The sequence below is a fragment of the Streptomyces sp. NPDC003016 genome, assembly GCF_053591455.1.
Map to the genome: position 1 here is coordinate 37736 of NZ_JBSFTV010000018.1, position 19249 is coordinate 56984.

Sequence of the window (19249 nt, forward strand, 5' to 3'; positions counted from 1 at the left end):
GCCCGGGGGGCGAGCAGCCCCTCGCAGGCGTCATGTGGAGGAGGCGCTGTGAGCAGCGACCCGTGGGGCCGTGTCGACGAGACCGGCACCGTGTACGTGCGTACGGCCGAGGGCGAGAAGGTCGCCGGATCCTGGCAGGCGGGCTCTCCCGAGGAGGCCCTGGCCTACTTCGAGCGCAAGTACGAGGGCCTGGTTGTCGAGATCGGCCTCCTCGAGCGGCGGGTGAAGACCACCGACCTGTCGGCCAAGGACGCCCAGACCGCCATCGACCACCTGCGGGGGCAGGTCGACGAGCACCATGCGGTCGGTGACCTCGACACGCTGAGCAAGCGCCTCGACGCGCTGGTCGCGACGGTCGAGTCGCGCCGTGAGGAGCGCAAGGCCGAGAAGGCCAAGCAGACCGACGAGGCGAAGCACGCCAAGGAGGCGCTGGTGGTCGAGGCCGAGGAGCTGGCCCGGAGCGACCAGTGGCGGGCGGCCGGTGAGCGGCTGCGGGCGCTCGTGGACATCTGGAAGGGCCTGCCGAGGCTCGACCGGAAGTCCGACGACGAGCTGTGGCACCGCTTCTCGCACGCCCGCTCGGCGTTCTCCAAGCGGCGCAAGGCCCACTTCGCCTCGCTGGACGCCCAGCGCGAGGAGGCCCGCAAGACCAAGGAGAAGCTGGCGGCGGAGGCCGAGAGCCTGTCGAACTCCACCGACTGGGCCGCGACGGCCGCCCGCTACCGCGATCTGATGGCCGAGTGGAAGGCCGCGGGCCGCGCCCAGCGCGAGGTCGAGGACGGTCTGTGGAACCGCTTCCGCGGCGCCCAGGACGTCTTCTTCGCGGCGCGCAGCGCGGTCTTCGCGGAGCGCGACGCGGAGCAGGCCGAGAACCTCAAGCTCAAGGAGGAGCTCGCGGCCGAGGCCGAGAAGCTGGTGCCGGTGAAGGACCTGAAGGCGGCCCGGGCCGCGTTCCGCTCCCTCAACGAGCGCTGGGAGGCCATCGGCCATGTGCCGCGTGACGCCCGCCCGAAGGTCGAGGGGCGGATGCACGCGGTGGAGAAGGCTCTTCAGGAGACCGAGGAGAACGAGTGGCGTCGTACGAACCCTGAGGCGCGCGCCCGCGCCGCGGGTCTGACGGGCCAGCTCCAGGACGCCGTCGACAAGCTGCGCGGACAGATCGACGCGGCGCGCGCGGCGGGCAACAACGCCAGGGCCGACAAGCTCGCCCGCGAGCTCGAAGGCCGGCAGGCGCTGCTCGACCAGGCGATGAAGGGCCTGGAGGAGTTCGGCGGCTGAGAGCCGGAGCTCGGAGCTGCCTGCGCGTGAGGGCCCCGGTACGGATGTCCGTACCGGGGCCCTCACGCGTACGGCGTTACGGCCGGCGGGCCGAGGTGACGCGGTAGACGTCGTACACGCCCTCCACGCCGCGCACCGCCTTCAGGACGTGTCCGAGGTGCTTCGGGTCGCCCATCTCGAAGGTGAAGCGCGAGGTGGCCACCCGGTCGCGGGAGGTCTGGACCGCCGCCGAGAGGATGTTGACGTGCTGGTCGGACAGGACGCGGGTGACGTCCGAGAGCAGCCGGGACCGGTCCAGCGCCTCGACCTGGATGGCGACCAGGAAGACCGAGGACTGGGTCGGGGCCCACTCGACGTCGAGGATGCGTTCCGGCTCCTTCGACAGCGACTCGATGTTGACGCAGTCGGCGCGGTGGACCGACACGCCGCTGCCGCGGGTGACGAACCCGATGATGGGGTCGCCGGGGACGGGCGTACAGCAGCGGGCCAGTTTGACCCACACGTCGTCGACGCCCTTGACCACGACGCCGGGGTCGGCGTTCGAGCGTCGCTGGCCGCGCCCGCGTGAGGGCGGCGAGCTCTCGGCGAGGTCCTCGGTGGCGGCCTCTTCACCGCCCAGGGCCTGCACGAGCTTCTGCACGATGCTCTGCGCGGTGACATGGCCCTCGCCGATCGCGGCGTACAGCGAGGAGATGTCGCTGTAGCGCATCTCGTGCGCGAGCGTGACGAGCGAGTCGCCGGTGAGGATGCGCTGGATCGGCAGGTTCTGCTTGCGCATGGCCCGCGCGATGGCGTCCTTGCCCTGTTCTATGGCCTCGTCGCGGCGCTCCTTGGAGAACCAGGCGCGGATCTTGTTACGGGCGCGCGGCGACTTGACGAAGCCGAGCCAGTCCCGGGACGGGCCCGCGCCGGCCGCCTTGGAGGTGAAGACCTCCACCAGGTCGCCGTTGTCGAGGGTCGACTCGAGCGGTACGAGCCGCCCGTTGACCCGCGCCCCTATGGTCCGGTGGCCGACCTCCGTGTGGACGGCGTACGCGAAGTCGACGGGTGTGGCGCCGGCCGGCAGCGCTATGACGTCGCCCTTGGGCGTGAAGACGAAGACCTCGTTGCGGGAGAGGTCGAAGCGCAGGGACTCCAGGAACTCGCTGGGGTCCTCGGTCTCCTTCTGCCAGTCCAGGAGCTGGCGCAGCCACGCCATGTCGTTGACGGTGTCCTGGCCGCGCCCGGTGTGCTTGGGGATGTCGGTACGGACCTTGGAGGCGCCGGCGACGGCTTCCTGCTTGTACTTCCAGTGCGCGGCGATGCCGTACTCGGCGCGGCGGTGCATGTCGAACGTACGGATCTGGAGCTCGACCGGCTTGCCGCTGGGGCCGATGACCGTCGTGTGCAGCGACTGGTACATGTTGAACTTCGGCATCGCGATGTAGTCCTTGAACCGGCCGGGGACCGGGTTCCATCGCGCGTGGACGGTGCCGAGGGCGGCGTAGCAGTCGCGGACCGTGTCGACGAGGACGCGGATGCCCACCAGGTCGTAGATCTCCGCGAAGTCACGGCCGCGGACGATCATCTTCTGGTAGACGCTGTAGTAGTGCTTCGGCCGGCCGGTGACGGTGGCCTTGATGCGGGCGGCGCGCAGGTCGGACTGGACCTCGTCGGTCACTATGGCGAGGTACTCGTCGCGCTTGGGCGCGCGCTCGGCGACGAGCCGCACGATCTCGTCGTACATCTTGGGGTAGAGGATCGCGAAGGCGAGGTCCTCCAGCTCCCACTTGATGGTGTTCATGCCCAGGCGGTGGGCCAGGGGCGCGTAGATCTCCAGCGTCTCGCGGGCCTTCTTCTCCTGCTTCTCCCGCTTGAGGTAACGCATGGTGCGCATGTTGTGCAGGCGGTCGGCGAGCTTGATGACCAGGACGCGCGGGTCCTTGGCCATGGCGACGACCATCTTGCGCACGGTCTCGGCCTGCGCGGCCTCGCCGAACTTGACCTTGTCCAGCTTGGTGACGCCGTCGACGAGGAGCGCGACCTGGTCGCCGAAGTCGCGGCGCAGGGTGTCCAGGCCGTACTCGGTGTCCTCGACGGTGTCGTGCAGCAGACCGGCCATCAGCGTCGCCGGGTCCATACCGAGCTCGGCGAGGATCGTCGTCACGGCGAGCGGGTGGGTGATGTACGGGTCGCCGCTCTTGCGCTTCTGGCCGCGGTGCCAGCGCTCGGCGACCTGGTAGGCGTGCTCGATCTGGCGCAGCGTGGACGTCTCGATCTTCGGGTCGTTGCTGCGCACTATGCGCAGGAGCGGCTCCAGGACCGGGTTGTACGGCGACGAGCGCTGCACGCCGAGCCGGGCGAGCCGGGCCCGTACACGGTTGGAGGAGCCGCCGCCGGTACGCGGGGCGGAACCCTGGGCCGGCTTGGGGGCGGAGGCGGGCGGCCGCGTGGGGCCCGTGGCGCCGGCGGCCCGCTCGGGGGCGGTCTTCGGCTTGCCGGTGGGCTCGGGGTTCCTGGCGGGAGGGCCGCTCCTGGCGGGGGTGGTGCCGCTCGCGGGAGGGCCGCTCCTGGCGGGGGTGGCGTCGCTCGCGGGGGGGCCGCTCCTGGCGGGAGCGCCGCTCTTCGCGGGCGTGGCCGGCGTGCCGGACGCGGGCGTGGCCGGGCTCGCCGCGGCCTCGGCGGCCTGCTGCCGGTCGGGCTGCGCGGCTGCTTGGTCCCCCGGACGGGAGCTGGGGGAGAGTGGCTGGGCCTCGTCTGGCAAGAGCGCTCCTCGTGCGGGTCCGGGTCCCCCGGTCAGGCCCGGAAATCCCATGGTATCGACCCCCGGCCTCCGGTTCGCCCCGGGCCGGACACCAGAGGGAACGCGGAAGGCGGGTCCCGGAATTCCTCCGGGGCCCGCCTTCGCGTACAGCCGTACTGGTCAGACCGTGATCAAGGCCTCCAGCGGAGCGCCCCGGAGCGCCGGTTCCAGCCGGCCGCGGCCGCCCAGGAATCCGAGCTCCATGAGGACCGCGACACCGGCGACCTGGGCGCCGGCCCGCCGGATGAGCTCCAGCGAGGCCTCGGCGGTGCCGCCGGTGGCGAGGACGTCGTCGATGACCATGACGCGGTCGCCGTCGGCCAGGTCCTCGGCGTGGATCTCGATCTCGGCGGTGCCGTACTCCAGCTCGTACGCCTGCGAAAGCGTCGCACCCGGCAGCTTCCCCGCCTTGCGCACGGGGATGAAGCCGAGGCCGGCGCGGACCGCGACGGGCGCGGCCAGGATGAAGCCGCGCGCCTCCAGACCGACGATCTTCGTGGCGCCGCACCGTACGCACAGCTGCGCGAGGGCCTCCGTCAGCGCCGTGAACGCCACCGGGTCCGCGAGCAGCGGGGTGATGTCCTTGAACACCACGCCCGGCTGCGGATAGTCCGGTACGTCCCGGATGCGGCTGAGCAGGAGATCCTGCGTGCTCGTCGTCATCGCCGCTTCCCCGGGGACTTGCCGCGGCCGCTGTGGCCACGGTCGGCCGGACGCTGGCCGACGACCGCACCGGCGGGTGCGGCGGCGCCCGGGAGCCGGTCCTGCGGCTCGTCGGAGCCGTCGGCGTCGTCCGGCGACTCGCCCCGGGCTGCGGCGGCCGCCCGCTTGGCGAGCACGCGCTTCTTCAGGGCCTTCATCTGCGGATCGCGTTCCTTCAGGTCGGCGACGAGCGGAGTGGCGATGAAGATCGAGGAGTACGCACCGGCGGCCAGGCCGACGAAGAGCGAGAGCGAGATGTCGTTGAGCATGCCCGCGCCCAGTACGCCGCCGCCGATGAACAGCAGGCCCGCCACCGGGAGCAGCGCCACGACGGTGGTGTTGATGGAACGCACCAGGGTGCCGTTGAGGCTGCGGTTGGCGATCTCGCTGTACGTCCAGCGCGTCTGCTTGGTGATGTCCTTCGACCCCTCCTTGAGACCGTCGAAGACGACGACGGTGTCGTAGAGGGAGTAACCGAGGATCGTCAGCAGACCGATCACGGTGCCCGGGGTGACCTCGAAGCCGACCAGCGCGTACACACCGACGGTGATCGTGAGGTCGTGGATCAGGGCGATGAGGGCGGCGACGGCCATGCGCCACTCGAAGGCGATGGCGAGGTAGACGACCACCAGCACCATGAAGACCGCGAGGCCGGTCCATGCCTTGTTGGCGATCTGCTCACCCCAGCTGGGGCCGACCAGATCGGCGTTGATCTTGTTCGCCGGGACGCCGAGGTCCTTGGCGAGCTCGTCCTGGACCGGGGTGGCGGTCGAGGTGTCCAGACCACTGATCTGGATGCGCATGCCGCCGTTGCCGAGCTCCTGGGCGATCACCTCGTGTCCGGACGCCTCCTCGGCGTACTCCTGGACCTGGGCGACGGAGACGTCGGTCCTGGGCGTGGTGAAGACGGCGCCGCCCTCGAACTCGATGCCCATCACCAGACCGCGCACCGCCAGGCCGACGATGGCCGTGATGGTGATCAGGACCGAAAGGCCGTACCAGATCTTCCGCTTGCCGACGAAGTCGTAACCGACCTCACCGTTGTAGAGGCGGGCGCCGAGACTGCCGAGTCGGGACATCTCAGGCCTCCTTCGGGTCGATGGGGGCGGCGATACGACGGGTACGGCGCAGCGGGGGCTGTACGCCGAGCCGCTTCGGGTCCAGGCCGGACCACGGGTGGCCCTGGCCGAAGAACTTCGTACGCGCCAGCAGCGTCATCAGCGGCTTGGTGAAGAGGAACACCACGACCACGTCGAGCAGGGTGGTCAGGCCGAGCGTGAACGCGAAGCCCTGCACCTTGCCGACGGTCACGACGAACAGCACCGCCGCGGCGAGGAACGACACGAAGTCGGAGACCAGGATCGTGCGCCGGGCACGCGGCCAGGCACGCTCCACCGCGGGCTTGAGCGTACGGCCGTCGCGGATCTCGTCGCGGATGCGCTCGAAGTACACGATGAACGAGTCCGCGGTGATACCGATGGCGACGATCGCACCGCACACCGCGGGGAGGTTCAGCGCGAAGCCGATGCCCGGGCCGAGCAGCGTCATGATCGTGTAGGTCAGGACCGCCGAGACGATGAGGCTGACGATCGCGACGAACGCCAGGCCCCGGTAGTAGGCCAGCAGGTAGATGACGACCAGCGCGAGACCGATCGCACCGGCGATGAGGCCGGCCTTGAGCTGCTCGCCGCCGAGCGCGGCGGTGACGGTGGTGACGGTCTCCTCGTCGAAGGAGAGCGGCAGCGCGCCGTACGACAGCATGTTGGCCAGTTCCTGGGCCGATTCCTGGGTGAAGCTGCCGGAGATCTCGGCGTTGGCGCTCAGGGTCTGGTTGACCGAGGGGGCCGAGACGACTTCACCGTCGAGGACGATGGCGAACTGGTTCTGCGGGGGCTGCTGCTGCGAAAGCTTGCCGGTGATCTTCCCGAACTTCTTGGACCCACCGTCGGTGAAGTCCATGTTGACCTTCCAGCCGCCACCGCGCTGGGTGTCCAGCTGGGCACTGGCGTCCTCGACGTCCTTGCCGTTGACCTCGGCCGGGCCCAGGATGTACTTCTCCCACTCGCCGGCGTTGTTCTTCCCGCAGGCGATTGTGGGGTCCTCGGGCTTGACGTTCTCGCCGGCCCTGGAGCGCTGGGTCTCCTTGGTGCAGTCGAGGGCCTCGAACCGCTTCTGCAGCGCCGAGACCTCGGGGTCGGCCGAGGGGGCGGCCGACGGCTCGCCGCTCTTGTCCGGCTTGTCCGGGCTCTTGGACGCGCTGTCCGTCGGGGTCGGCGTCGGCGTCTCGTCCTTCTTGAGTCCGTCCGTCACGGCGCGCCCCTGGGTGGTGGCGCCGGCCGACGGCGTCGCGGGCGGCGTGGACTTCTCGTCCTTGCCGCCGGCGGTGGCGTCCGGGGAGGGAGTGGCGGCGGGCGTCGGCGTACCGGCGGTGTACGTCAGTACGGGCCGGAAGTAGAGCTGGGCGGTGGTGCCGACCTGCTCGCGGGCCGACTTGTCGTTCGATCCCTTGGGGATATTGACGATGATGTTGTCTTCGCCCTGGGTCTGGACCTCGGCCTCCGAGACGCCCAGACCGTTGACACGGCGCTCGATGATGCCGACCGCGGTGTCCATGTTGGTCTTGTTGACCGCGTTGGGCTTGCCGGGCTCGCTCTTCGCCTTGAGCGTGATGCTCGTACCGCCGGCGAGGTCGATGCCCAGACGCGGCGTGACATGACCGGACCAGAACATCCCGCCGGTGAGCGCGACCATGGCGATCAGGATCAGAGCCAGGGCGCGCCCCGGCCTGCCCGGAGCCCCCGCGGGCCTGCGGCCCTTCTTCGGTGCTGCCACCTTCTCGTTTCTCCCTGTCCAACCGCCCCCGCGCCGGGTGAGCGCCGAGGCGGCCACGAAGTATGTGGGGCCCAGCCCCGCGGAAGTCGACACGATCCGGGGACCGGGGTACGCCGGTGGGCGCGCCGCGGTCCCCCTACGTGACTACTTCGCGTCGCCCTCGCCGTCGGTCTTCCTGTCCTTCGCCTCGTCGCCGGCCGCGTCGGCCTTGCCCGCCTCGCCGGCCTCGTCCGCCTCGGGCTTCTTGCCGAGGTCGATGCGTGCGACGTCGTCGGCGCCCGGGTCCGTGGACCCGGTCAGCGAGGAGGCGTCGTCCGGGACGACCGGAGTGTCGAGCGCGAGGTCACCGTCGCCGTGGACGATGCGGTTGTACTCCTCGTCCTCGAGAACGGCACCGACGGCGTTCTTGGCATAGAGGGCGTGCACGCCGGGAGCGACCTCGAGGAGGACCGTGTCGTCGTGAACTTCCTTGACGGTGGCGTACATGCCCCCGATCGTCCGGACGCCGGTGCCGGGCTGCATGTCGTCGCGCATCTGCGCAGCCGCCTGCTGCTTCTTCTTGGCGGACCGGGTCATCAGGAACATGGCCCCGATGAGCACGATGAAGGGGAGGAGGGTCACGATATTCACGGGACGGAAATTCCTTCGCACGACCGCGCCGGGGAGCGGCCTGATCTACGGGGGTGGGCGCGCCGACCTGGAAGGGCGGCATCGGCGGAGTCTAAGCGAGTCCGCATCAATGGAACAACGCCCAGCATCGCACCGTGGTTCCTGACCGGGCCACCGTCCGCGCCGTCACGCCCTGAACAGGCCCGGTTGTCCGCTTCCGCCCCGGCCCTGCTGCGGCGGTACGAGTCCGAGGTGCGCCCAGGCGGCGGGGGTGGCCACCCGGCCCCTCGGCGTACGGGCCAGCAGGCCCTCCCGTACGAGGAAGGGTTCGGCGACCTCTTCGACCGTTTCGCGCTCCTCCCCCACGGCCACCGCCAGGGTGGACAGTCCCACGGGGCCGCCGCCGAAGAGCTTGAGCAGCGCGCCGAGGACGGCACGGTCGAGGCGGTCGAGGCCGCGGGCGTCGACCTCGTACACCTTGAGGGCCGCGGCGGCGATGTCACGGTTGATGACGCCGTCGGCCTTGACCTGCGCGTAGTCACGGACGCGGCGCAGCAGCCGGTTGGCGATACGGGGCGTGCCGCGGGAGCGACCGGCGATCTCCGCGGCGCCCTCGACGTCGATCTCGAGGTCGAGGAGGCGGGCGGAGCGGTGGATGACCCGCTCCAGCTCGGCCGGTTCGTAGAACTCCATGTGCCCGGTGAAGCCGAAGCGGTCGCGCAGCGGGGGCGGCAGCAGGCCGGCCCTGGTGGTGGCGCCGACGAGGGTGAAGGGCGGCAGGTCGAGGGGGATGGCGGTGGCGCCGGGGCCCTTGCCGACGATGACGTCGACGCGGAAGTCCTCCATCGCCATGTAGAGCATCTCCTCGGCCGGCCGGGACATCCGGTGGATCTCGTCGAGAAAGAGGACCTCGCCCTCCTGGAGGGAGGAGAGGATCGCGGCGAGGTCGCCGGCGTGCTGGATGGCGGGGCCCGAGGTGATGCGGATCGGGGCGTTCATCTCGGCCGCGATGATCATCGAGAGGGTGGTCTTGCCGAGTCCGGGGGCCCCGGAGAGCAGCACGTGGTCGGCGGTGGCGCCGCGCGCGCGGGCCGCCTTCAGGACCAGGTCGAGCTGTTCGCGGACCTTCTCCTGGCCCACGAACTCGTCGAGGTCCTTGGGGCGCAGCGCGGCCTCGACGGCCTGGTCCTCGCCGTCGGCGCCGGAGCCGACGAGCCGCTGGTCGGCTCCGGTGTCGGTGTCGGGTCCGGTCTCGTCCCAGTTCATGTACGGATCTCTCGAATCAGCGGGCACGGTTGAGGGTCTGGAGCGCGGCGCGCAGCAGCTGCGGCACCGGCGGCCGGCCGCCTTCGGCAAGGGCGGCCTCGGCCTGCGGCGCGACCGCCGCGACCGCTTCCTCGGCCTCCCGGGGCGCGTACCCGAGACCGATGAGCGCGCTCTGGAGCTGTTCGCTCCACGGGGCGGGTCCCGACGCGACGCGCTGGGCGCCCACGGAAGCGCCGGTTCCGAGCGGCTCGCCGAGGCGGTCCCTGAGCTCCAGGAGCAGCTTCTGCGCGCCCTTCTTGCCGATGCCCGGAACGGCGGTGAGCGCCTTCTCGTCACCCGTCGCGACCGCCAGGCGCAGCGCGTCCGGCGCGTGCACGGCGAGCATGGCCTGGGCGAGCCGGGGGCCGACGCCGCTGGCGGTCTGGAGCAGCTCGAAGACCTGCCGCTCGTCGTCGTCGGCGAAGCCGTAGAGGGTCAGTGAGTCCTCCCGGACGACCAGGGAGGTCGCGAGCTTCGCCTCCTGGCCGATACGGAGGGCGGACAGTGTGCTGGGCGTGCACTGCACGGCCATGCCGATGCCGCCGACCTCGACCACCGCGGTGGTCGGGGCGAGTGCGGCGACCGGGCCGCTGACGAACGCGATCATCGCGTGACCTTCCGTACGGGGATGCGGGGCGTGCGGGCCGCGGCGTGCGCCTGCTGGAGGCGGTTGAGCGCGGGAGCGCGCCAGATGTGGCAGATGGCGAGCGCGAGGGCGTCGGCGGCGTCGGCGGGTCTGGGCGGGGCGTCCAGCCGCAGCAGCCGGGTCACCATCGCGCCGACCTGGGCCTTCTCCGCCCGGCCGCTTCCGGTGACCGCCGCTTTGACCTCACTCGGCGTGTGCAGGGCGACGGGCAGTCCGCGGCGGGCCGCGCAGAGCATCGCGACCGCGCTGGCCTGGGCGGTGCCCATGACCGTACGGACGTTGTGCTGGCTGAAGACCCGCTCCACGGCGACGTACTCGGGCCGGTACGTGTCGAGCCACTCCTCGATGCCGCGCTCGATGGCGACCAGACGCTCCCCCAGCTCCGCGTCCGACGGCGTACGCACGACGCCGACCCCGAGCATCTTCAGGGGGCGGCCCGCGACGCCTTCGACCACGCCGACGCCGCACCGGGTCAGTCCCGGGTCCACGCCCAGTACCCGCATCGTGCCCCTCCCCTCACGCTTTCGGCCGTCTGTTCCTGTGTTCCTGCCTGATCAGCACAGTAGCGGCTGGGTCCGACAACGCACGGACGGGCCGCCGGGAGTGCGTCCCGTCGGCCCGTCCGTACGTGCAGGGCACTGTCGCCGTGCTGATCAGCCCTCAGGCGTCGACCTTCTCCATGACCTCGTCCGAGACGTCGAAGTTGGCGAAGACGTTCTGCACGTCGTCGCTGTCCTCCAGCGCGTCGATCAGCTTGAAGATCTTCCGCGCGCCTTCCTCGTCGAGCTCGACCTGCATGGTCGGGACGAAGTTGGCGTCCGCCGAGTCGTAGTCGATGCCGGCGTCCTGGAGCGCGGTACGGACCGCGACCAGGTCGGTGGCCTCGCTCAGGACCTCGAAGGAGTCACCGAGGTCGTTGACCTCCTCGGCACCCGCGTCGAGCACCGCGCCGAGCACGTCGTCCTCGGACAGCTCGCCCTTGGGGACGACCACGACGCCCTTGCGGTTGAAGAGGTACGAGACGGAGCCCGGGTCGGCCATCGAGCCGCCGTTGCGGGTCATGGCGACCCTCACGTCGGAGGCGGCACGGTTGCGGTTGTCGGTGAGGCACTCGATGAGCACCGCGACACCGTTGGGGCCGTAACCCTCGTACATGATCGTTTCGTAGTCGACGCCGCCCGCCTCGAGACCGCCACCGCGCTTGACCGCGGAGTCGATGTTCTTGTTCGGGACGGAGCTCTTCTTCGCCTTCTGAATGGCGTCGAAGAGGGTCGGATTGCCGTCGATGTCGGCGCCACCGGTGCGCGCCGCGACCTCGATGTTCTTGATCAGCTTCGCGAAGAGCTTGCCGCGCTTGGCATCGATCACGGCCTTCTTGTGCTTCGTCGTAGCCCATTTAGAGTGGCCGGACATCCGCCTGTCTCCTTCGCGTCACCAACACTGCTGCGTTCGGCAGAGATCCTACCGGGGTCCGGTCAGCGTACGGCGCGCACCATCTCGGTGAAGAGCTGATGCATCCGGTGGTCACCCGTCAGTTCGGGGTGGAACGACGTGGCGAGGGCATTGCCCTGGCGTACGGCGACGATGTGGCCGTCGTGCTCGGCGAGCACCTCGACCTGGGCACCGACCGACTCGACCCACGGCGCGCGGATGAAGACTCCCTCGACGGGGCCGTCTCCTACGCCTTCGACCTCGACCTCCGCCTCGAACGACTCGTTCTGACGTCCGAAGGCGTTGCGGCGCACGATCATGTCGATGCCGCCGAACGTCTCCTGGCCCGAGCGCGGGTCCAGGATCTTGTCGGCGAGCATGATCAGGCCGGCGCACGTGCCGTAGACCGGCATGCCGTCCTTGATGCGCTCGCGCAGCGGCTCCCGCATGCCGAAGAGCGTGGCCAGCTTGGACATGGTGGTGGACTCGCCACCGGGGATGACCAGGCCGTCGAGCTCGGCGAGCTCCTCGGGGCGCCGGACCGGCCTGGCCGTGGCGTCGGCCACGGCCAGGGCGACCAGGTGCTCCCGTACGTCGCCCTGGAGAGCCAGGACTCCGATCACAGGGTTGCTCATGTCCGGCACTACCAGCCGCGGTTGGCGTAGCGCTCGGACTCGGGGAGGGTGTCGCAGTTGATGCCGACCATGGCCTCGCCCAGGTTGCGGGACGCGTCCGCGATGATCTTCGGGTCGTCGTAGAAGGTGGTGGCCTTCACGATCGCGGCGGCGCGGGCGGCCGGGTCGCCGGACTTGAAGATGCCGGAGCCGACGAAGACGCCCTCGGCACCGAGCTGGCGCATCAGCGCGGCGTCGGCGGGGGTGGCGACGCCGCCCGCGGAGAACAGCACCACGGGGAGCTTGCCGAGCTCGGCGACCTCCTTGACGATCTCGTACGGGGCGCGGAGCTCCTTGGCGGCGGCGTACAGCTCGTTGTTGTCGTAGCCGCGCAGCTTGGCGATCTCGTTCTTGATCTGGCGCAGGTGACGGACGGCCTCGACGACGTTGCCGGTGCCGGCCTCGCCCTTGGAGCGGATCATGGCCGCGCCCTCGGCGATACGGCGCAGGGCCTCGCCCAGGTTGGTGGCGCCGCAGACGAAGGGGGTGGTGAACGCCCACTTGTCGGAGTGGTTGACCTCGTCGGCCGGGGTCAGGACCTCGGACTCGTCGATGTAGTCGACGCCGAGGGACTGGAGGACCTGGGCCTCGACGAAGTGGCCGATGCGGGACTTCGCCATGACCGGGATCGACACGGCCTCGATGATCTCTTCGATCATGTTGGGGTCGGACATCCGGGCCACGCCGCCGTCCTTGCGGATGTCGGCGGGCACGCGCTCCAGCGCCATGACGGCCACGGCGCCCGCGTCCTCGGCGATCTTCGCCTGCTCGGCGTTGACGACGTCCATGATCACGCCGCCCTTGAGCTGCTCCGCCATGCCGCGCTTCACGCGTGCGGTGCCGGTTTCGGGGGCCTGGAAGTTGCTGGTGCTGGACACGGATGGACCTCACTCGGAGAAAGAAGGTTCTTGCTGTCTCCGAGAGAACATCTTCCGACCAGTCCACTGCAAGGGCCAATGTGCAGCCGGTGGATCGTTTTACTGGCTGCCGGGGCGATCGGCCAGCGCCACGGGAGGCTCGTCGTCCATCTCGAACGCCAGCGGGAACGGGGCGTGGCCGGCCAGCCGGAACCAGCGGACCTTGCGGTGGCGGCGCAGGGCGCGGGCCGCGCGTACGGAGTCGTTGTGGAAGCGCCGGGCCATCGGGACGCGGCGTACGGCCGCCGCCAGCTCCCACGCGGCGTCCTCGCCGCCGGGCGCCTCCTTCACGGCGTCGACCTGCGCCGTCTCACCGAAGACCGCCCGCAGCGCCTGGCTGAGCTCGCTCTCCGCGACTTCCCGGTGGTCCTCCTCGGCCTGGCGGGCGGCGTGCGCGGCCTGGTAGAGCACGATCGAGGCGGCGGGATCGAGCACACCGGAGGTCGCCAGTTCCTGGGCGACCGAGGCGCGGCGCAGCAGCTGGGCGTCGAGCGCGGCGCGGGAAGCGTCGATGCGGGCGTGCAGGCGGTCCAGACGGCCCGCGGTCCAGCTGAGGTACAGCCCGACGGCGACGAGGGCCACGACGATCCAGATGAGGGTTACGGTCACGGGCGGCAAGGTTACCGGGGCCGCGCGGGGCCCCGCGCGGCCCCGGGAGCGGGCCGTTCCGGGGGCGGCGCCCGGAACCGCTCACCCCCCGGGTCAGTCCCGGGCCAGGCCGAACCGGGCCCGCAGCCCCGTCCGCTCGTCGGTGTCCACCGACGCGGCCCCGTCCGTCACCGTCTCGTACACCGACAGGATGTCCGCGGCCACCGTCGACCAGTCGAAGCGCCGTACGTGCGCCGAACCCCGCAGCCGCAGCTCGTCCAGCCGCTCCGGGTCCCCCAGCAACCGCACCGCCGCCGAGGCCAGCGCGTCCGCGTCCTCGTTGGCGAAGAGCTCGCCCGCCGCCCCCTGGTCCAGCACCTGCGCGAACGCGTCCAGGTCGCTCGCCAGCACCGCCGCGCCCGCCGACATCGCCTCGACCAGGATGATGCCGAAGCTCTCGCCGCCGGTGTTCGGGGCGACGTACAGGTCGACGCTCCGCAGCAGCCTCGCCTTGTCCTCGTCGCTCACCATGCCGAGGAACTCGACGCGGCCCCGCATCTCCGCCGGGAGGGAAGCCACCGCCTCCTCCTCGTCACCGCGTCCCGCGACCAGCAGCCGGGTGTCCGGGCGCTCGGCCAGGATCCCGGGGAGGGCGCGCATCAGGACGGGCAGTCCCTTGCGCGGCTCGTCGATGCGCCCGATGAAGCCGATGGTCTGCCCCTGCCACTCGGCCTTCGGATCGGCCTTCGCGAAGAAGTCGACGTCGACGCCGTTGGGGATGACGACCGCGTCCCCGCCGAGGTGCTCGACCAGCGTGCGCCGCGCGTACTCGCTCACCGCGATACGGGCGCTGATCTTCTCCAGCGCGGGCTGCAGGATCGGGTACGCCGCGATCATCGCCCGCGACTTCGGGTTGGAGGTGTGGAAGGTGGCGACGATCGGCCCCTGCGCCGCCCAGCACGTGAGCAGACCCAGCGAGGGCGCGGTCGGCTCATGGATGTGGATCACGTCGAAGGTGCCGTCGTGCAGCCAGCGCCGCACCCGCGCGGCGGAGAGGAACCCGAAGTTGAGACGGGCGACCGAGCCGTTGTACGGGACGGGGACGGCCCGGCCCGCGGACACGACGTACGGCGGCAGCGGCGTCTCGTCGTCGGCGGGCGCCAGGACGGAGACCTCGTGCCCGAGCCGGATCAGGTGCTCGGCCAGGTCCCGGATGTGGAACTGGACGCCGCCCGGCACGTCCCACGAGTACGGGCAGACGATGCCGATCTTCACGAGGACTCCCGACGCGGCTCGAGGTCGTCGAGCCACAGCCGTTGCAGCATGTGCCAGTCCTCCGGGTGCTCGGCGATCCCGGTGGCGAAGGCGTCCGCCACCGCCTGCGTCATGACGGACGTCTTCTCGGCCCGCGTGCCCGTCTGCGGTACGTCGACGGGCGCGTGGATGCGGCCCCGCATCACCGGCGAGTCGTCGTACCAGAGGGTCGCCGGCAGCAGCAGCGCCCCGGTCTGCTGCGCCAGCATCGCCGGCCCTCCCGGCATGCGCGCCGTCCCGCCGAAGAACTTCACCTCGGTGCCGGTCGCCGACAGGTCGCGGTCGGCGACCAGGCAGACGAGGCCGCCGGCCCGCAGCCGCCGCGCCAGCGTCCCGAAGGCGCTGCCGCCCGTGTGCGGGAGGACCTCCATCCCGAGGCCCTCCCGGTACGCGACGAAGCGGTCGTACAGCGACTCGGGCTTGAGCCGCTCCGCGACGGTGGTGAAGGGGATCCCCAGCCCGGTGGTGGCCCAGGCGCCCGCGAGATCCCAGTTGGCCAGGTGCGGAAGCGCCAGTACGACGCCCCGCCCCGAGGCGAGGGTGTCCGTCAGGATGTGGATGTCCTTGATCTCGACACCGGCCCTCACCCGCTCCGCGCTCCAGGCGGGCAGCCGGAAGGACTCCATCCAGTAGCGCATGTACGAGCGCATGCCGGCCCTGGACAGCTCGGCGAGGCGCTCGGGGCCCGCGTCCGGCACCACCCGGGCGAGATTGGACTCCAGCCGCAGCACGCTCGGGCCGCGCCGCTTCCACACCGTGTCGGCGATCGTGCGCCCGAGGGCGACGGACACCGGCTCGGGCAGCTTCTTCACGCCGGCCCAGCCGAGGCCGTACAGCGTGTCCGTCAGCCGTTCCCTGGCACCGCTCACGAGGTGGCCTCGCTGCCCGGCGCGGCCGCCGCGTCGGCCTCCGCCGATTCCCGGCGTACGGTGACGACCCGCTGTCCGAGCGTCACCAGGCTGCCCGCCGCCACGACCCACAGGGCGATCGGCAGCAGTACGTCGATGCCGGGCACGCCGAAGCCGTGCAGGCCGGCGAGCCCCGCGGCGACGAGCGTGATGACGAGCCGCTCGGCTCGCTCCACCAGGCCGTTCACCGCCACCGGCAGGCCGATCGACTCGCCGCGCGCCTTGGTGTACGAGACGACCTGGCCACTGGCGAGGCAGAAGATGGCGACGGCGCACAGCGCGTTGTCGTCGCCGGTGCCCGCGTACCAGAGCGCGATCCCGCCGAAGATCGCCGAGTCGGCGACCCGGTCGAGCGTCGAGTCCAGGAAGGCGCCCCAGCGGCTCGACACCCCGGCCTGCCTGGCCATGTTGCCGTCGACGAGGTCGGAGAAGACGAAGAGGGTGATGACGATCGTGCCCCAGAAGAACTCTCCCCGGGGGAAGAAGACCAACGCACCCGCCATCACTCCGGCCGTACCGACGAGGGTCACCGCGTCCGGGCTCACCCCGCGACGGAGCAGAAACGCGGCGAACGGTGTGAGGACACGCGTAAAGAATGCACGCGCGTACTTGTTCAGCATGGCCTTCCCGAGGGTCGGTGGCCGGTCCAGCCCCTGTGGCCGCCGGCTGGCCCATCGTAGCGACGCCGGAGCCGCCACACCGCCGGGGCACCGGCGAGCCACCGGCGGGGCCCCGGTGCCCCGGGGGCCGCGCGTCACGTATGGACGGGACGTGGCCGGAGTGGAAAGCTCGAATGACCGCGGGCGTCACCGGTGTCGCCTCGCCACTGCGGCTCCCACATGTCCGCGCCCCCTCTCCTCACCGTGCTCGGAACAGGGAGGCAAGATCATGGGCGACAAGACACACGCGCACCACCCCGGAGCCGCCGGCAGGGCAGCGGCGGTCGACCGGCCCTCGTCCGTACGCAACGTCGTGCTGGTCGGCCACAGCGGATCGGGAAAGACCACCCTGGCCGAGGCCCTCGCGCAGACAGCGGGAGCGGTCAACAGGGCGGGCCGCGTCGAGGACGGCACGACCGTCTCCGACCACGACGAGATCGAGCACCGGCAGCAACGCTCGGTGCAGTTGTCGCTGCTCCCCGTCGAATGGGGCGGCGTGAAGATCAATCTGATCGACACCCCCGGATACGCCGACTTCGTCGGGGAGCTCAGGGCCGGTCTGCGGGCGGCGGACGCGGCCCTCTTCGTCGTCTCGGGGTCGGACGGCGTGGACGGCTCGACCCGGATGGTGTGGGAGGAGTGCGCCGCGGTCGGCATGCCGCGGGCGATCGTCTTCACCCACCTCGAAGCGGCCAGGTCCGACTTCGACGGGATGACCCGGGTCTGCGCGCAGACCTTCGGGGGCGACGACCCCGACGCCGTACTGCCGCTGTACCTGCCGTTGTACGGGCACCGGGGACCCGACGGGCACGCCCCGGTCGAGGGGCTCGTCGGCCTGCTGTCGCAGCGGGTCTTCGACTACTCCTCCGGCGAGCGCGAGGAGACACCGCCGGACGGCGAGCAGGTCCCCCGGATCGAGGCGGCCCGTGGCCGGCTGATCGAGGGGATCATCGCCGAGAGCGAGGACGAGACCCTCATGGACCGCTATCTCGGCGGTGGGGAGATCGACCACAGGACACTCGTGGACGACCTGGAACGGGCCGTCGCGCGCGGCACCTTCCACCCCGTGCTCGCCGCCGCGCCGGCGGCCGGCGGGGGCCGCCAGGGCATCGGCACCGTCGAGCTGCTGGAGCTGATCACGCGAGGCTTCCCGTCCCCCGTCGAGCGCGAGGCGCCCGCGGTCACGACGCCCGACGGCAGGCCGCGCCCGCCGGTCGCCTGCGATCCCGACGGTCCGCTGGTCGCCGAGGTCGTCAAGACGGCGTCCGACCCGTACGTCGGGCGGGTCAGCCTGGTGCGGGTCTTCTCCGGCACCCTGCGGCCCGACGAGACGGTGCACGTGGCGGGGCACAGCCTCACGGACCGGGGCCACGAGGGGCGGGACCTGCACGAGCTGGACGAACGGATCGGCGCGCTGTCCTCCCCCTTCGGCAAGCACCAGCGCCCCCTGAACCGCTGCATCGCGGGCGACATCGCCAGCGTCGCCAAGCTGATGCGCGCGGAGACCGGGGACACCCTGTCCTCGAAGGACGACCCGCTGCTGATGGAGCCGTGGACCATGCCCGACCCGCTGCTGCCGCTCGCCGTCCGGGCGCACAGCAAGGCGGACGAGGACAAGCTCTCCCAGGGGCTCGCGCGGCTGGTCGCCGAGGATCCGACGATGCGCCTGGAGCAGAACCAGGACACCCGCCAGCTGGTGCTGTGGTGTCTGGGCGAGGCCCACCGCGACGTGGCGCTGGAGCGCCTGCGCAGCCGGTACGGGGTGCGGGTGGACGCCGTACCCCACAAGGTGTCGCTGCGCGAGACGTTCGGCGCCGGGTCGGCCGGCCGCGGCCGTCATGTGAAGCAGTCCGGCGGCCACGGACAGTACGCGATCTGCGAGATCGAGGTGGAGCCGCTGCCGCCGGGCAGCGGGATCGAGTTCGTCGACAAGGTCGTGGGCGGCTCGGTGCCGCGCCAGTTCATCCCGTCCGTCGAGAAGGGAGTACGCGCCCAGGCCGGGCGCGGTGTCGCCGCGGGCTACCCGCTCGTGGACATACGCGTGACGCTGCTCGACGGAAAGGCGCACTCGGTGGACTCCTCCGACGCGGCGTTCCAGACGGCGGGCGCGCTGGCGCTGCGCGAGGCCGCGGCCGACGCGAAGATCCACCTGCTGGAGCCGGTCGCCGAGGTGCTGGTGCTGGTGCCCGACCACTACGTCGGGCCGGTCATGAGCGACCTGTCGGGGCGGCGGGGACGGGTGGTCGGAACCGAGCAGGCGGGACAGGGCCGCACGCTCGTACGGGCCGAGGTTCCGGAGATCGAGATGGAGCGGTACGCCCTGGACCTGAGGTCGGTCACGCACGGCACCGGACGCTTCAGCCGCTCGTACGTCCGCCACGAGCCGATGCCGCCCCAGCTGTCGGGCAAGATACGCGAACAGGCAGAAAAGGGATCATAATTCACCGGCCTCCCGTCCAATTGCCTTGCGGCGGGCGGCATTTCACTGTCCCATGACGGGCAGGAACACCCTGGACCCGCTGGATACGCTGGGGGCCAGCTCAGAAGGTGTGCCGGGCACGGCAGTCGAGGACAGGCCGCAGGATCGGTTGCGCGCGGCGATGG

At 71.2% G+C, this 19249-nt stretch carries 17 protein-coding genes; 2 read left to right on the forward strand and 15 right to left on the reverse strand.

Features of this window, described 5'->3' with window-relative positions:
* Positions 1-48 precede the first annotated feature (48 nt).
* Complete coding sequence (locus ACWDZ4_RS17355; protein WP_451509253.1) at positions 49-1278, forward strand: DUF349 domain-containing protein; 1230 nt, start codon at positions 49-51, stop codon at positions 1276-1278.
* Positions 1279-1354: 76 nt separating this feature from the next.
* On the opposite strand, the gene ACWDZ4_RS17360 is transcribed toward ACWDZ4_RS17355, so the two are convergent.
* The 15 genes from ACWDZ4_RS17360 to pgsA all read right to left on the reverse strand — a co-directional run bounded on the left by ACWDZ4_RS17360 (position 1355) and on the right by pgsA (position 16606).
* Positions 1355-4021: a RelA/SpoT family protein gene (locus ACWDZ4_RS17360; protein WP_451509254.1), complete on the reverse strand. Its 2667-nt coding sequence runs from the start codon at positions 4019-4021 to the stop codon at positions 1355-1357.
* A 159-nt stretch (positions 4022-4180) separates the two neighbouring features.
* Complete coding sequence (locus ACWDZ4_RS17365; protein WP_451509255.1) at positions 4181-4723, reverse strand: adenine phosphoribosyltransferase; 543 nt, start codon at positions 4721-4723, stop codon at positions 4181-4183.
* Entirely contained in the window at positions 4720-5841 is a 1122-nt protein-coding gene (gene secF, locus ACWDZ4_RS17370; protein ID WP_451509256.1) for a protein translocase subunit SecF, read from the reverse strand. Before secF ends, ACWDZ4_RS17365 begins: the two co-directional genes overlap by 4 nt.
* A gap of 1 nt (position 5842) precedes the next feature.
* Positions 5843-7594 (reverse strand): protein translocase subunit SecD, encoded by a 1752-nt coding sequence (gene secD, locus ACWDZ4_RS17375; protein WP_451509257.1) that lies wholly within the window; start codon positions 7592-7594, stop codon positions 5843-5845.
* Positions 7595-7738: 144 nt separating this feature from the next.
* The gene (gene yajC / locus ACWDZ4_RS17380) at positions 7739-8224 is read right to left on the reverse strand and encodes a preprotein translocase subunit YajC (protein WP_451509258.1); all 486 of its coding nucleotides are present in this window, start codon (positions 8222-8224) and stop codon (positions 7739-7741) included.
* 165 nt (positions 8225-8389) lie between these two features.
* On the reverse strand, positions 8390-9469 hold the full coding sequence (gene ruvB / locus ACWDZ4_RS17385) for a Holliday junction branch migration DNA helicase RuvB (RefSeq protein ID WP_451509259.1): 1080 nt from the start codon (positions 9467-9469) through the stop codon (positions 8390-8392).
* A gap of 16 nt (positions 9470-9485) precedes the next feature.
* On the reverse strand, positions 9486-10115 hold the full coding sequence (gene ruvA / locus ACWDZ4_RS17390; protein WP_451509260.1) for a Holliday junction branch migration protein RuvA: 630 nt from the start codon (positions 10113-10115) through the stop codon (positions 9486-9488).
* A complete protein-coding gene (ruvC, locus tag ACWDZ4_RS17395; protein ID WP_344496492.1) occupies positions 10112-10657 on the reverse strand; it encodes a crossover junction endodeoxyribonuclease RuvC in 546 nt (181 codons plus the stop codon). The genes ruvA and ruvC overlap by 4 nt, the downstream gene beginning before the upstream one ends.
* Positions 10658-10814: 157 nt before the next feature.
* Positions 10815-11567 (reverse strand): YebC/PmpR family DNA-binding transcriptional regulator, encoded by a 753-nt coding sequence (locus tag ACWDZ4_RS17400; RefSeq protein WP_450259177.1) that lies wholly within the window; start codon positions 11565-11567, stop codon positions 10815-10817.
* A 62-nt stretch (positions 11568-11629) separates the two neighbouring features.
* Positions 11630-12220 (reverse strand): pyridoxal 5'-phosphate synthase glutaminase subunit PdxT, encoded by a 591-nt coding sequence (gene pdxT / locus ACWDZ4_RS17405; RefSeq protein ID WP_451509261.1) that lies wholly within the window; start codon positions 12218-12220, stop codon positions 11630-11632.
* Positions 12221-12228: 8 nt separating this feature from the next.
* Positions 12229-13077 (reverse strand): pyridoxal 5'-phosphate synthase lyase subunit PdxS, encoded by an 849-nt coding sequence (pdxS, locus tag ACWDZ4_RS17410; protein WP_425577264.1) that lies wholly within the window; start codon positions 13075-13077, stop codon positions 12229-12231.
* Positions 13078-13236: 159 nt separating this feature from the next.
* Positions 13237-13785 (reverse strand): hypothetical protein, encoded by a 549-nt coding sequence (locus ACWDZ4_RS17415; RefSeq protein ID WP_451509262.1) that lies wholly within the window; start codon positions 13783-13785, stop codon positions 13237-13239.
* Between the two features lie 93 nt (positions 13786-13878).
* Entirely contained in the window at positions 13879-15039 is a 1161-nt protein-coding gene (locus ACWDZ4_RS17420; RefSeq protein WP_451509263.1) for a glycosyltransferase family 4 protein, read from the reverse strand.
* Positions 15036-15947, reverse strand: a complete 912-nt coding sequence (locus ACWDZ4_RS17425; RefSeq protein ID WP_451509264.1) for a phosphatidylinositol mannoside acyltransferase — start codon at positions 15945-15947, stop codon at positions 15036-15038. The genes ACWDZ4_RS17420 and ACWDZ4_RS17425 overlap by 4 nt, the downstream gene beginning before the upstream one ends.
* The gene (pgsA, locus tag ACWDZ4_RS17430) at positions 15944-16606 is read right to left on the reverse strand and encodes a phosphatidylinositol phosphate synthase (protein ID WP_451509265.1); all 663 of its coding nucleotides are present in this window, start codon (positions 16604-16606) and stop codon (positions 15944-15946) included. Before pgsA ends, ACWDZ4_RS17425 begins: the two co-directional genes overlap by 4 nt.
* A gap of 268 nt (positions 16607-16874) precedes the next feature.
* Between pgsA and ACWDZ4_RS17435 the strand changes: the two genes are divergently transcribed.
* The gene (locus ACWDZ4_RS17435; RefSeq protein ID WP_451509266.1) at positions 16875-19085 is read left to right on the forward strand and encodes an elongation factor G-like protein EF-G2; all 2211 of its coding nucleotides are present in this window, start codon (positions 16875-16877) and stop codon (positions 19083-19085) included.
* Positions 19086-19249: the final 164 nt, after the last annotated feature.